The organism is Nonomuraea maheshkhaliensis, assembly GCF_039529435.1.
Taxonomy (GTDB): Bacteria; Actinomycetota; Actinomycetes; order Streptosporangiales; family Streptosporangiaceae; genus Nonomuraea; species Nonomuraea maheshkhaliensis.
This window is the reverse complement of sequence record NZ_BAAAMU010000208.1, coordinates 1-11,399: the sequence shown is the minus strand read 5'-3', so window position 1 is coordinate 11,399 and position 11,399 is coordinate 1. Positions and strand designations below refer to the sequence as shown.

Here is an 11,399-nt window from a genome sequence, read left to right as displayed (position 1 = left end):
GGCGGGCCCCGTGACAGTGGACGGCGCCCCAGGGCACGCCGCCACTCCGAGCGCCGCCTGACCGGACGCCGCCACTCCGAACGCGGCTCTGCCCGACGCCGCCTCACCGGAGGCTTCCCCCTGGGAGGCCACTTCACTGCGCGCGGGATCGGCCGGCGTCGGGCCGGCGGACGTCGTCGCGCCCTCGGCCGCCACCGAATCCTCGGCCGCCACCGAGTCCACGGGCGACGCCGAGTCCACGGGCGCCACCGGGTCCACGGGCGCCGGCGCGGCGAGGGTGCGTGCGGCGAGCAGGGCGGGCAGGTCGGTGCCGGCCACTTCCTCCACCCGCTTGACCGCGAAGTCCACCTGCTGCCGCAGCTCCTGCGCCTCCCGCCAGGCCAGCTTGCGGTGCTCGGCCAGCCACGACTCGGCAGCCGTGAACACCTTGACCGTGAACAGCCGTTCGAGCAGCTTCGACCGCTCGTCCCCGTCCGCCCGCAGGAACTTGGCGAAGTCGCCCTGCGGCAGCATCGCCACCTGGCAGAACTGCCCGGCGTTCATGCCCAGCAGCCCGCTCACCAGATCACCGGCCTCGTCGAGGCGCGTGGTCAGGCCGTGCCAGTCGGCGCCCTGCCACTCCGACAGGACGACCTTGGACTTCTCCTCGGTGAACCCCGTGCCCCGCAGCTTGGGCCGCTGCCAGGCCGGGGAGCGCTGGATGCGCAGTAACCGGCCGCGCAGCGTCACCTCCAGCGTGACCGACGGCCCCACGGTGGGCGGGGCGTGGTCGCAGCGCAGACTGCGGGCGCTGTTGCGCTGCCCGGGGACCTGGCCGTAGAGGGCGAAGCACAGCGCGTCGAGGATCGTGGTCTTGCCCGCGCCGGTGGGACCGTGGACGAGGAAGAGGCCCGCCTCGGCCAGGGCGTCGAAGTCGACCGTCTCCGTGCCGGGGAACGACCCGAACGCCGTCAGCGTGAGCCTGTGCGGCCGCATCTACGCCATCGTCTCCTTCACCCTCGACGCCTCGATGGCCTGTCTTAGCAGCTCTTCCTCCTCGGGTGCGGCAGGCTCGCCGCGCACCTCCCTGACGAAGTCGAGGGCGACCTCCGCCTCCGGCCGCCCGTTGAGGCGCACGGGCTGGGCGGCGGGCGCGCCGCCGGCCGGGTCGAAGGACAGGGCGAGCGCGTGGGGGAAGCGGGCGCGCAGCCGATCCATCGCCGATTTCGGGCGTACGGGGTCGGTCAGGACGATCTGCAGCCAGTGGTCCTCGTAGGCGGCGTAACGCGGGGCGCTCAGCAGGTCGTCGAGCTCGCCGCGCAGCCTCCCGACCGGCCTGGGCACGGGGGCGGGCACGAACGCGGCCTCCTCCCCCAGCGTGACCAGCCACGACCCCTTGACGTGGCCCACCTCGGAGAAGGAGTAGGCCAGCGGCGAGCCGGAGTAGCGGACGGTCTCCGACATGCGCTGCCGGCCGTGCAGGTGGCCGAGCGCCACGTAGTCGACGCCGTCGAACGCGCTCAGCGGCACGTGGGCCACGCCGCCCACGCTGATGTCGCGTTCGCTGTCGCTGGCCTGCCCGCCGGTCACGAAGCAGTGCGACAGCACCACCGAGGCGCGGTGGCGTGGGGCGTCGGCCCTGATGCGCGTCATCGCGTGCGCGATGGCGGCGGTGTGGCTGCGGTCGGGCAGCTCCCAGTCGGCCCTGACCAGCTCGGGCTCCAGGTAGGGGATGCCGTAGAAGGCGACGTCGTCGACCAGCACCGGCTCCCACGACTGGCCGGGCCAGGTGCGCACGTGGACGCCCGCGGGCTCGAACAGCGCCGAGCCGAACCGCAGCCGCAGCGCCGAGTCGTGGTTGCCGCTGATCAGCACCACCCGCGCGCCGGCCGCGCGCAGCCGGCCGAGCGCCTCGTCGAGCAGGGCCACGGCGTCGACCGGGGGCAGCGCCCTGTCGTAGACGTCGCCGGCGATCGCCACCACGTCGACCCGCTCGGCCCGCACCGTCTCCACCAGGTGGTCGACGAACGCGGCCTGCCCGGAGAGCAGGCTCTCGCGGTGGAAGGAGCGCCCGAGGTGCCAGTCGGAGGTGTGCAGGATCCGCATGTCGCAGGAAGCTAACAGTTCTCACCGACAAATGCGGTCTCTCCTGTCCCACACGCCAGGAGTAGTCTGAAAGATCAGCGGAAACCGACGCAGTTGGGGAGGCCGATGCGCACTGGCCGTGGCACTTTAAGCGTGGCTGCCGGCCTGGTGCTGGTGGCTCTCGCTTCGGTCGGATACGTGCTGCCGCCCGCGTTCGACCCGCCACCGCTCAAGACGGACGCGGCCTTCCGGTCCATCCCGGCGCAGCCGGCCCACGAGCTGAAGCCCGTCGTGGCCGCCGATCCTATCCGCCGGGAGGCGATCTCGCTGCCGGCGGAGGGCCAGCGTCTCGACGGCACGTTGCGGGTGCCGCTCACTCCTGGCCGGCATCCGGCGATGGTGTTCGTCTCGGGATCGGGCAACGGCTCGCGGGAGGAGTTCACGCCGCAGGCGGAGTTCCTGGCCAAGGCGGGCGTGGTGACGATCGCGTTCGACAAGCGCACGATCGGCTACAACTTCCGCGACCGCGACTTCGGGCTGCTCGCCGACGACGCGCTGCGGATGGTCGAGTTCCTGCGCACGCGGCCCGAGGTCGATCCGGCCCGCGTGGGCATCTGGGGCGTGTCGGAGGGCGGCTGGGTGGTGCCGATCGCGGCGGCCAAGAGCACCGCGGTGGGCTTCATGGTGCTGGTGTCCTCGCCCAACGTCTCGCCGCTGCGCCAGGTCGCCTGGGCGCTGAACGAGCAGCTGCTGCGGCTGCGCGCCCCCATCGGCGCCCGCGATCTGCTGACCAGGGCGATGGGCGGGGTCGGCTTCGACTTCCTGCGCTATGACGCGATGCCCGCGCTGAGCCAGGTCAAGCAGCCGGTCCTGGCCTTCTACGGCACCACCGACCCGTCGATCCCCTTCGTCGAGTCCACCCAGGCGCTCGTCAAGGCGCTCAACATGGCCGGCAACGACGACTACACGATCCGCTTCATGGCCAAGGGCGACCACGCCATGCGGGTCAACGGCGGCGACTTCACCGCCGGCTACCTGGAGACGCTGGCCAACTGGATCAAGGGCCTGCCGGGCACGGCCAGGCCGGCGGTGCACATGGCGGGCGCGACGCCGGTCCAGCGGTTCGAGGCCAGCGACGTGCCGGCCGCCCCGTGGTACGCGGGCGGCACGATGCTCGGGCTGACGATCTGCCTGGCCGCCGTCGGCTACGTGGCGGGCCCGGTCGCGGCCATGCTCGTACGCCTGCGGCACCGCGACCGGACCCCCGTGGAGGCCAACGCCAGGCTGTGGCCGCCGATCAGGCGCCGGCTGAGCCGGATGGCGTGGACCGGGCTCGGCCTGCTGGCCTCGGTGGTGGCGTTCATCACGCTGCTGGTGCTGTTCTCGGTGAACCAGGCGGGCGCCTGGCCCGCCGTGCTGGCGGGCTGGCTGGTCGTCCGCCTGCTGGCGGTGCTGATGCTGATCCAGGAGGTCACGGCGGTGGCGGCGTTCGTGTCGGCGCTGCGTGAGGGGCTGCGGCCCGGCCGCTGGCAGCACGTGACGGTCGCGGGCGTGCTGGGCGGCACGGGGCTGCTGCTGGTGGCCGCCGCCTACTACGGGCTGTTCTCGTTCCCCTGGTGAGCCTGGAGCCCCTGGGTGGCTCCCTGGCGGATGTAGGTGTTCATCCAGCGGTCGAGCTCGGAGAAGACCTGCTTGCGGGCCGGCTCGGCCGACAACACCAGGTCGTGCACACCGTCGGGGATGCGGACGCAGGTCACGTGGGGGCCGATCGCGGTGGACCAGCGGGCGATCTGCCGGGGGTCGAGCACGACGTCGGCCGAGCGCGCCTCCGGGACGAAGTCGCGTACGCGCAGGCCCGTGGCGGAGGCGAGGACGAGGACGGGCACGTCCACGGACAGGCCGGCGTGCAGCCGCCGCTGCGCCCGCCGGATGGCGGCCAGCCACATGGCGTGCACCGAGAAGCCGCCCAGCGGCTTGAGCTCCAGGTCGTAGTCCCATTCGCCCTGCTCACTGCGGTGCAGCGAGCGGCCGTAGACGTTGCTTGAGCCCAGCGGCAGGGCCCTGCGCGTGTACGACAGCGGCGTCTTGAGCAGGTCGGCGGCCAGCCGCAGCGGCGTGGACACGTTGAGGTCGAAGAACGGGCTGTTGAGCACGAGCCCCTGCACCAGGCCCCGGCCGCGGACCCGGTCGGCCCACAGGGGCGCGATCAGGCCGCCGGTGGAGTGGGCGTTGACCGTCAGCTCGTCGTGGTCGCGCCGGATGACGCGTACGGCCTCGTCGATCTCGGGGAAGTATTCCGTGACGCTCCTGGCCAGGCCCCTGGTCTGGTGCGGCAGCAGTGATCGGCCGTATTTGCGCAGGTCGAGGGCGTAGAAGTCGATGCCGCGCTGGACGTAGTGCTCGGCCAGGTGGTCCTGGAAGAAGTAGTCGGTGAACCCGTGAAGGTAGAGCACGGCCCGGCGGGAGGGGGTCTCGGCCCTCCTGGACACCAGCGTCGCCACGACCTCGCCCTCGAAGTCGTCGGGCATGGGCAGCACGGTGATCTCGTACATGCTAGACACGATAGGGATCGTCGGGCCACGAGGGGATACCGGGCGGCAGGTCCTTGCTCACCTTCATCGGGAAGTCGGCCTGTCTCTTCTCCAGGAACGCCGTCACGCCCTCCGCCGCGTCGGGCGCGCCGCCGAGCTCGGCCATGAGGCGCGAGTCGGCCGCGTGCGCCTCCCAGGGCGAGGCGGCCGACAGGCCCGACCACATCAGCCTTCGGACGGCGGCCACGGAGACGGCCGAGGTGTTCTCGGCGATCTCGCGGGCCAGCGCGTACGCCGCCGGCAGCAGCTCGTCCGCCGGATACACGCGCGAGACCAGCCGCCCTTCGAGCGCCTCCGAGGCCGGGAAGACGCGGCCGGTCGCGGCCCACTCCATGGCCTGGGCGATGCCGACGATCCTGGGCAGGAACCAGCTTGAGGCGGCCTCGGTGACGATGCCCCGCCGGGCGAAGACGAACCCGAACCGGGCCGTCTCCGAGGCGAGCCGCACGTCCATGGGCAGCGTCATCGTGACGCCGACGCCCACGGCGGGCCCGTTGATCGCGCCGATGACAGGCTTGAGCGAGCGGGCGATCCGCAGGGCGACGGTGCCGCCGCCGTCGCGCGGCACGCCGTCGACGGTCTCGCGGTCCACCGTCTCGCGGTCCACCGTCTCACCGCCCGCGCTGTCACCACCCGCGCTCTCACCGCTTGCGGCCTCGCCCTTCGAGGTCCTGTCGCGGGTCCTGTCCCGGCGGGCGAACGTGCCTCCCCCGCCGCCCAGGTCGGCCCCGGCGCAGAACGCGCGCCCCGCCCCGGTGACCACCACCGCGCGGACGTCGTCGTCGGCGTCGGCCAGGTCGAAGGCTTCGATCAACTCTCCGCGCATCGTAAAGGTGAAGGCGTTCAGCCGCTCGGGACGCTTCAATGTGACGGTGGCGACCTGATCGGTCACTTGGTACGCGATCTCAGAGAAGGCCATGCCCCGAATCTTATTCGGTTACTGATGTTCACCCATCGATAGACAGATATTTCGTATCCGATCGGTAGGCTGCCGCCGCTACGGGAGCCTGAGGCGACCGCGACCGCGTGGTTCACCGCGGGTCGCGGACTTTGCGCCTATGGTGGAATTCGCGGGGAAACGGGGAAGGCGTGCGGCAGGCTGACGAACCGATGAGCGCCGGAGCGGTCCTCGGGTGGCTGGTGCTCTCGGCACTCGCCCCTGGGTCCGCCCATTTGCGCGCCGGCCGGCGCAGGACCGGCCTCGCCCTCATCTCCTGTTACGCCGCCCTGCTGCTGGCGTTGCTCGGGTTCGTCCTGTCCAACGACCTCGGCACCCTGGCCGGCTCGGCGACCCAGGACTCCTGGCTCACCGCCATCATGATCGGCGGGATCGTGCTGGGCCTGGCCTGGTTCGCGCTGATCGTCCACTCGTTCATCGTGCTGCGGCCCGGCCGGCTGACGCAGTCGGGGCAGATCCTCACCGGCACGGTGGCGGGCCTGCTCGCCATCGTGGTGGTGGTGCCGTTCGGGTACGCCGCCCAGTCCGCCGGCACCTCGCGCCAGACCCTCGACCGGATCTTCACCGCTCCCGAGAACGAAGGCGAGCCGCCCCCTCCCGAACCGAAGCCCGAGGACCCCTGGGCCGGCCGGCAGCGCGTCAACATCCTGCTCCTCGGCGGCGACGCCGACGACAACAGGACCGGCGTGCGCACCGACAGCATGAACCTGGCCAGCGTCGACGTGCGGACCGGCAACACCGTGCTGTTCAGCCTGCCGCGCAACCTGGAGGACGTCCGCTTCCGCCCGGGCACGCCGATGGCCCGCCGCTTCCCCGGCGGCTTCGACCTGCCGAAGGACGCCAACGGCGGCAGCAGCGACCTGCTCAACAGCGTCTGGGAGTACGCCGACGCCCACCCCGAGATCTTCGGCGGCAAGCAGCACCAGGGCCCGAAGGTGCTGATGGACACCATCGGCTACACCCTCGGGGTCGAGGTCGACTGGTACGCCCTGGTCAACATGTGGGGCTTCGCCCGCCTCATCGACGCCATCGGCGGCGTGCGGATCAGCGTCGAGCAGGACGTCGTCTTCGGCAAGTACAACGAGGGCCTGGTCAAGGCAGGCACCCGCAGGCTCAAGGGCGCCGACGCCATGTGGTACGCCCGCTCGCGCACCAACTCCGACGACTACACCCGCATGCGCCGCCAGCGGTGCGTGCTCGGCGCCCTGCTCGACCAGGCCGACCCGGCCACGGTGCTGACCAGGTTCAACCAGATCGCGCTGGCCACCAAGGAGCTGATCAGGACCGACATCCCGCGGCCGATGCTGCAGCATCTGGTGCCGCTGGCGCTGAAGGTCAAGGACGCCGAGGTGTCGAGCGTGCAGTTCGTGCCGCCGCTGATCAACACCGGCTACCCCGACTGGGACAAGATCCGCGACATCGCGGAGAAGGCGCTGCGCGCGTCGGGCCGGCCGAAGGCGCCCGTGGCGGCGTCCGCCTCCCCCACGTCCACGCCGGCTTCCACGTCCACGCCCACGCCGACTGCCGCGAAGACCCCCAGGAAGCCGCAGGCCAAGGACGGCCAGGACCCGGCGCAGGGCCTCACGGAAGGCTGCGGCGGCTCATCCGCGAAGGGCTGACACGCTGGCGGGCCTCCAGCGTGCGGGCCAGCTTCGACAGCGACGCGTTGACCACCAGGTAGATCAGCGCGACGACCAGGTACGTCTGGATGAGCAGCCCGTTGTAGGCGGCCAGGACCTTGCCGCTGTAGAGCAGTTCCCCGTAGCTGACCACGAAGCCGAGCGACGTGTCCTTCAGCAGCCCCACCGACTGGCTGACGATCGACGGCAGCACCCGCCGGGCCGCCTGCGGCAGCACGACCAGGCGCATCGCCTGGAACCTCGTCAGACCGACGGCCAGTCCGGCCTCCGTCTGGCCGCGCTCGACCGACACGATGCCGGCCCGGAAGATCTCCGCGTACGCGGCCGCGTTCGACACCGTCAGCGGCACGGTCAGCTTCCAGAACAGCGGCAGGTCCAGCCCGTACCGCGGCAGCGCGAACAGCACCACGTACACCAGCAGCAGCGCCGGGATCACCCGGACCACCTCGACGTAGGCCGCGGCGGGAGCGCGCACCCACGAACGGTGCGACAACCGCCCCAGAGCCAGGACCAGGCCGAGCGCCATGGCCAGCGCCGCCGACACGACCGCCGCCAGGAACGTCGACCACAGCCCGTCCAGCAGGTAACGCCACATCGGCCACGTCGCGTACGGCTGCCAGCGCTCCGCGTCCAGCTGCCCGTTCGCCGCGAACTGCCGCACGGCCAGCGCCACGAGCGCCACCGCCGCGAGCGAGCCCGCCACGGTCGCCACCTTGATCCGCCGGCGGGCCCGCGGCCCCGGCTCGTCGAACAACGCGGTGCTCATCGCAGGATCACCAGCCTGCGCTCCAGCCGGCCCGTGACGAACCCGGCTATCGACGCGATCAGGGCGTAGGCCATGCCCGCGCCCACGAAGATCGGAATGGGCTGTGCCTCCACCAGGTTCACCCGGTGCGCCGCCGCCGTCAGGTCCACCACCCCGACCGCCGCCGCCAGCGCCGTGTTCATCGCGGTCGCGATGAAGATGTTGCCCAGCGGCTGCACGACCGTCCGCAACGCCTGGGGCAGGATGACGTGCCGCAGCGACTGGCCGAACGTCAGTCCGATCGCCCTGGCGGCCTCGCCCTGGCCCTTCGACACCGAGTTCACGCCCGAACGCAGGGCCTCGGCGATGTAGGCGGCCTCGTACACGGCGATGACGATGATCGCCGTCGCCAGCGGCGGCGCCTGCAGCCCGATCTCCGGCAGGCCGAAGAACGCCAGGACCAGCAGCACCAGCAGCGGCAGGTTCTGGAACGTCTCCACGTACGCCGTGCCGAGCGCGCGCAGCACCCCGACCGGGCTCACCCGCAGGGCGCACACCAGGATGCCCAGCACCGCCGCGCCGGCGAACGACGCGGCGGTGAGCTGGACCGTCACGATCAGCCCCTGCCACAACTCGGGCAGGTGCTCGAAGAGGACCGGCATCAGGACCCCGGCACGGAGCCGATCTGCGGGGGCTGGGGAGCCTCACCGGTCACCACGGTGCCGATGGAGTTCTTCCAGATCCCCTGCCAGACGCCCGCGTCCTGGATCTTCTTCAGCCAGTCGTTGACGAACTTCTTGAACTGGTCGTCGCCGTGTTTGAGCCCGATCCCGTACGGGTCCTCGGTGAACGGCTTCGTCACGATCTCGATCGACGGGTCCTTCTTCGCGTCCGCGATGAGGATCGTCTCGTCCTGCACGTACGCCACGCCACGGTCCTGCTTGAGCGCCTGGATGCACTCGGGGTCGCTGCCGAACGTGAGGATCTCCGCCTGCGGCGCCAGCTTCTTGATCGCCGGGATGGCCGGGGTGTTCGCGCCCGCCAGGACCTTCTTGCCGTTCAGGTCCTCCGGCTTGGCGATGCCCGTCGTGCCCTTCTTCACCGCGATCGTCAGCCCCGAGGTGTAGTACGGGCCCGCGAACGCCACCTGCTTCGCCCGCTCCTCGGTGATCGTGTACGTCTGGAAGACGACGTCCACGGTGCCGTTGGCCAGCAGCGCCTCCCGGGTCTCCGACGCCGAGTTGACGATCTTCACCTTCGGCTCGCCCAGGATGTAGGTGGCCAGCGCCTTGCCCATCTCCGCGTCGAACCCCTCGACCTCACCCGAGACGGGGTTCTGCTGCGAGAGCAGCGGCGCGTCCAGCGAGCCGCCCACGATGAGCTCGCCGCGCTGCTTGATCTTCTCCATGGTCGAACCGGGCAGGATCTCGGCAGCGTCCGCGACGGGCGCCTTGGCGACCGCATCGCTCTGCCGCGGCGACGCTCCTGGCACGGCGGGGCTGCTCGACTCACCGCAGGCCGCCAGGGCTAACAGTGAGACGACGGCGACGGCGACGAATCTCTTCATGAACAGCTCACTTCCTTCGATTTCGAAGATAAGCCGGACCGTAGTGGGATTTTTCGTAGCAAGTCAATACATTGTCGGCGTAAGTCTTGACATGGTAGGTATCTCACATGAACCAGCGGCTGCCCGTGCAAGGGCCACAGGGCGACCTGCTGCGCCTCGTCGCCACCGGCAGGGCCGAGTCACGCGCCGAGCTGGCCCGCTTATCCGGCCTGGCCGCCTCCAGCGTCTCACTCCGCGTCGAGGAACTCATCGACGCCGGCCTCCTCGCCGAAGAGGGCGCCGGCACCTCACGCGGCGGCCGCCGCCCGCGTCGCCTGCGCCTCTCCGCCGGCGCGGGCGTGCTCGCCGTGGCCGACCTCGGAGCGCACCACGTCCGGCTCGGCCTCCTCGGCCTCAGCGGCGACCCCCTCGTCGTCGAGGAGCATCCCTGCGACATCACCGAAGGCCCCCGCCGCACCCTCGACCGCATCGCCGACGCCTTCGACGCGCTCCTGACCGAGCACGTGCCCCCCGGCGTCCCCCTGCGCGGCGTCGGCACCGGTGTCCCCGGCCCGGTCGACCCCGCCACCCTGCGCGTCGTCACGCCGTCGCGCATGCCCGGCTGGAACGACTTCCCCGTCGCCGAGCACCTCGCCACCCGCTACGACCTGCCCGTCCTGGTCGAGAACGACGCCAACCTGATGGCCGCGGGCGAGGCCCGATGGTGGCCGGGCACCGAGAACCTCATGGTCGTCAAGGCCGGCACCGGCATCGGCTGCGGCGTCATCGCGGGCGGCCGCCTGCACCGGGGCCGGGGCGCGGCCGGCGACATCAGCCACGTACGCGTCCGCTCCGACTCCTCGGTCATGTGCGCCTGCGGCCACCCCGACTGCCTGGAGGCGTACGCGAGCGGGGCCGCGCTGATGACCGCGCTCACCGAGGCCGGCATCGCGGTGACCCGCCCGGCCGACATCGTCACGCTGGTCAACGACGCCGTCCCCGAGGCCACCAGCCTGGTGCGCGGCGCGGGCCGGCGCATGGGCGAGGTCCTGACCGTGCTGGTCAACTTCTTCAACCCGGACGTGGTGGCGGTCGGGGGCAGCCTGTCGGCGGCCGAGCCGCTCCTGACCTCGATCAGGGCGGCGGTCTGGGAGCGCTGCCTGCCGCTGGCGACCAGGGATCTGGAGATCGCGCCGGCGCGGGCGGGGCGGGACGCCGCGCTTCAGGGTGCCGGAGCGCTGCTCCTGGAGGCCGCCCTTACAATGTAGATTTTTTATGCCTATATTTCGGTAGATAGGGGGCGGCGGCGCCGTACAGACTGGGGCTCATGACACGAGAGGACCTGGTGACGGCGGCGACGTGCGGCGAGACCGAGGAGGTCGGGCGGCTGCTCGCCGCCGGCGTGTCCCCCGACGCGCCCGGCGACGACGGCGGCACGGCGCTCTACCGGGCCGCCGTGCAGGGACATGCCGCCATCGTGCGGACGCTGCTGGCGGCCGGCGCCGACCCCGGCAAGGAGAGCGGGGCGGAGGACGAGGGTCTGCCGCTGTGCGCCGCCGCGTGCTGGGGACACCTCGACGTGGTGACCGCGCTGCGCGCCGCCGCCGCCGACCCCGACCTGCGCGAGGACGCCGGCCGCAGTGCCACCACGGCGCTGCACTGGGCCGCCGCCAACGAGCACCTGAGCGTGGTGAACGCGCTGCTCGACGCGGGCGCCGATCCCGACGTGCGCGACTCGACCGGCGGCACCGCGCTGTCCCGTGCCGCTCGACTGGGCGCGTCGGCCGTGGTCAGGGCGCTGCTCGACCGTGGCGCCGACCCCGCGCCCGCCGGTGGGCGCAGCCCGCTCGACGCC

At 71.8% G+C, this 11,399-nt stretch carries 11 protein-coding genes; 4 read left to right on the top strand and 7 right to left on the bottom strand.

Translation table 11 applies throughout. The features are described 5' to 3' along the window. Positions 1 to 975 (bottom strand): AAA family ATPase (locus ABFX54_RS54275; RefSeq protein WP_346115180.1); only part of this gene is annotated, 975 nt, incomplete at its 3' end. Then, positions 976 to 2,085, bottom strand: a complete 1,110-nt coding sequence (locus ABFX54_RS54270) for an exonuclease SbcCD subunit D (protein ID WP_346115179.1) — start codon at positions 2,083 to 2,085, stop codon at positions 976 to 978. 132 nt (positions 2,086 to 2,217) lie between these two features. On the opposite strand from ABFX54_RS54270, the gene ABFX54_RS54265 reads away from it, so the two are divergent. Then, entirely contained in the window at positions 2,218 to 3,684 is a 1,467-nt protein-coding gene (locus ABFX54_RS54265) for an alpha/beta hydrolase family protein (RefSeq protein WP_346115178.1), read from the top strand. Here the strand turns inward: ABFX54_RS54265 and ABFX54_RS54260 are convergent. Both ABFX54_RS54260 and ABFX54_RS54255 read right to left on the bottom strand, forming a co-directional pair. After that, the gene (locus ABFX54_RS54260; RefSeq protein ID WP_346115177.1) at positions 3,657 to 4,616 is read right to left on the bottom strand and encodes an alpha/beta hydrolase; all 960 of its coding nucleotides are present in this window, start codon (positions 4,614 to 4,616) and stop codon (positions 3,657 to 3,659) included. The genes ABFX54_RS54265 and ABFX54_RS54260 overlap by 28 nt on opposite strands. A 1-nt stretch (position 4,617) precedes the next feature. Beyond that, a complete protein-coding gene (locus ABFX54_RS54255) occupies positions 4,618 to 5,574 on the bottom strand; it encodes an enoyl-CoA hydratase-related protein (protein ID WP_346115176.1) in 957 nt (318 codons plus the stop codon). A gap of 191 nt (positions 5,575 to 5,765) precedes the next feature. On the opposite strand from ABFX54_RS54255, the gene ABFX54_RS54250 reads away from it, so the two are divergent. Beyond that, positions 5,766 to 7,232, top strand: coding sequence for an LCP family glycopolymer transferase (locus ABFX54_RS54250; protein WP_346115175.1), 1,467 nt, complete (start codon positions 5,766 to 5,768; stop codon positions 7,230 to 7,232). Here the strand turns inward: ABFX54_RS54250 and ABFX54_RS54245 are convergent. Genes ABFX54_RS54245 through ABFX54_RS54235 form a run of 3 tightly spaced genes read right to left on the bottom strand, consistent with a single transcriptional unit; the run spans position 7,195 to position 9,565 of the window. Then, complete coding sequence (locus ABFX54_RS54245; RefSeq protein ID WP_346115174.1) at positions 7,195 to 8,019, bottom strand: amino acid ABC transporter permease; 825 nt, start codon at positions 8,017 to 8,019, stop codon at positions 7,195 to 7,197. The genes ABFX54_RS54250 and ABFX54_RS54245 overlap by 38 nt on opposite strands. After that, complete coding sequence (locus ABFX54_RS54240; RefSeq protein WP_346115173.1) at positions 8,016 to 8,660, bottom strand: amino acid ABC transporter permease; 645 nt, start codon at positions 8,658 to 8,660, stop codon at positions 8,016 to 8,018. The genes ABFX54_RS54245 and ABFX54_RS54240 overlap by 4 nt, the downstream gene beginning before the upstream one ends. Beyond that, positions 8,660 to 9,565, bottom strand: coding sequence for a glutamate ABC transporter substrate-binding protein (locus ABFX54_RS54235; protein WP_346115172.1), 906 nt, complete (start codon positions 9,563 to 9,565; stop codon positions 8,660 to 8,662). The genes ABFX54_RS54240 and ABFX54_RS54235 overlap by 1 nt, the downstream gene beginning before the upstream one ends. A 107-nt stretch (positions 9,566 to 9,672) precedes the next feature. Here ABFX54_RS54235 and ABFX54_RS54230 point away from each other — a divergent pair, with 107 nt between their 5' ends. Together ABFX54_RS54230 and ABFX54_RS54225 are read left to right on the top strand one after the other, a co-directional pair. Next, positions 9,673 to 10,812, top strand: a complete 1,140-nt coding sequence (locus ABFX54_RS54230) for an ROK family protein (protein WP_346115171.1) — start codon at positions 9,673 to 9,675, stop codon at positions 10,810 to 10,812. A 59-nt stretch (positions 10,813 to 10,871) separates the two neighbouring features. Then, the coding region (locus tag ABFX54_RS54225) for an ankyrin repeat domain-containing protein (RefSeq protein WP_346115170.1) at positions 10,872 to 11,399 on the top strand (528 nt) is incomplete at its 3' end.

Excerpts from the sequence above, each read along its gene's own strand:
- ABFX54_RS54270 (WP_346115179.1), bottom strand. The coding sequence starts at position 2,085 with ATGCGGATCCTGCACACCTCCGACTGGCACCTCGGGCGCTCCTTCCAC.
- ABFX54_RS54260 (WP_346115177.1), bottom strand. The coding sequence starts at position 4,616 with ATGTACGAGATCACCGTGCTGCCCATGCCCGACGACTTCGAGGGCGAG.
- ABFX54_RS54255 (WP_346115176.1), bottom strand. The coding sequence starts at position 5,574 with ATGGCCTTCTCTGAGATCGCGTACCAAGTGACCGATCAGGTCGCCACC.
- ABFX54_RS54250 (WP_346115175.1), top strand. The coding sequence starts at position 5,766 with ATGAGCGCCGGAGCGGTCCTCGGGTGGCTGGTGCTCTCGGCACTCGCC.
- ABFX54_RS54245 (WP_346115174.1), bottom strand. The coding sequence starts at position 8,019 with ATGAGCACCGCGTTGTTCGACGAGCCGGGGCCGCGGGCCCGCCGGCGG.
- ABFX54_RS54240 (WP_346115173.1), bottom strand. The coding sequence starts at position 8,660 with ATGCCGGTCCTCTTCGAGCACCTGCCCGAGTTGTGGCAGGGGCTGATC.
- ABFX54_RS54235 (WP_346115172.1), bottom strand. The coding sequence starts at position 9,565 with ATGAAGAGATTCGTCGCCGTCGCCGTCGTCTCACTGTTAGCCCTGGCG.
- ABFX54_RS54230 (WP_346115171.1), top strand. The coding sequence starts at position 9,673 with ATGAACCAGCGGCTGCCCGTGCAAGGGCCACAGGGCGACCTGCTGCGC.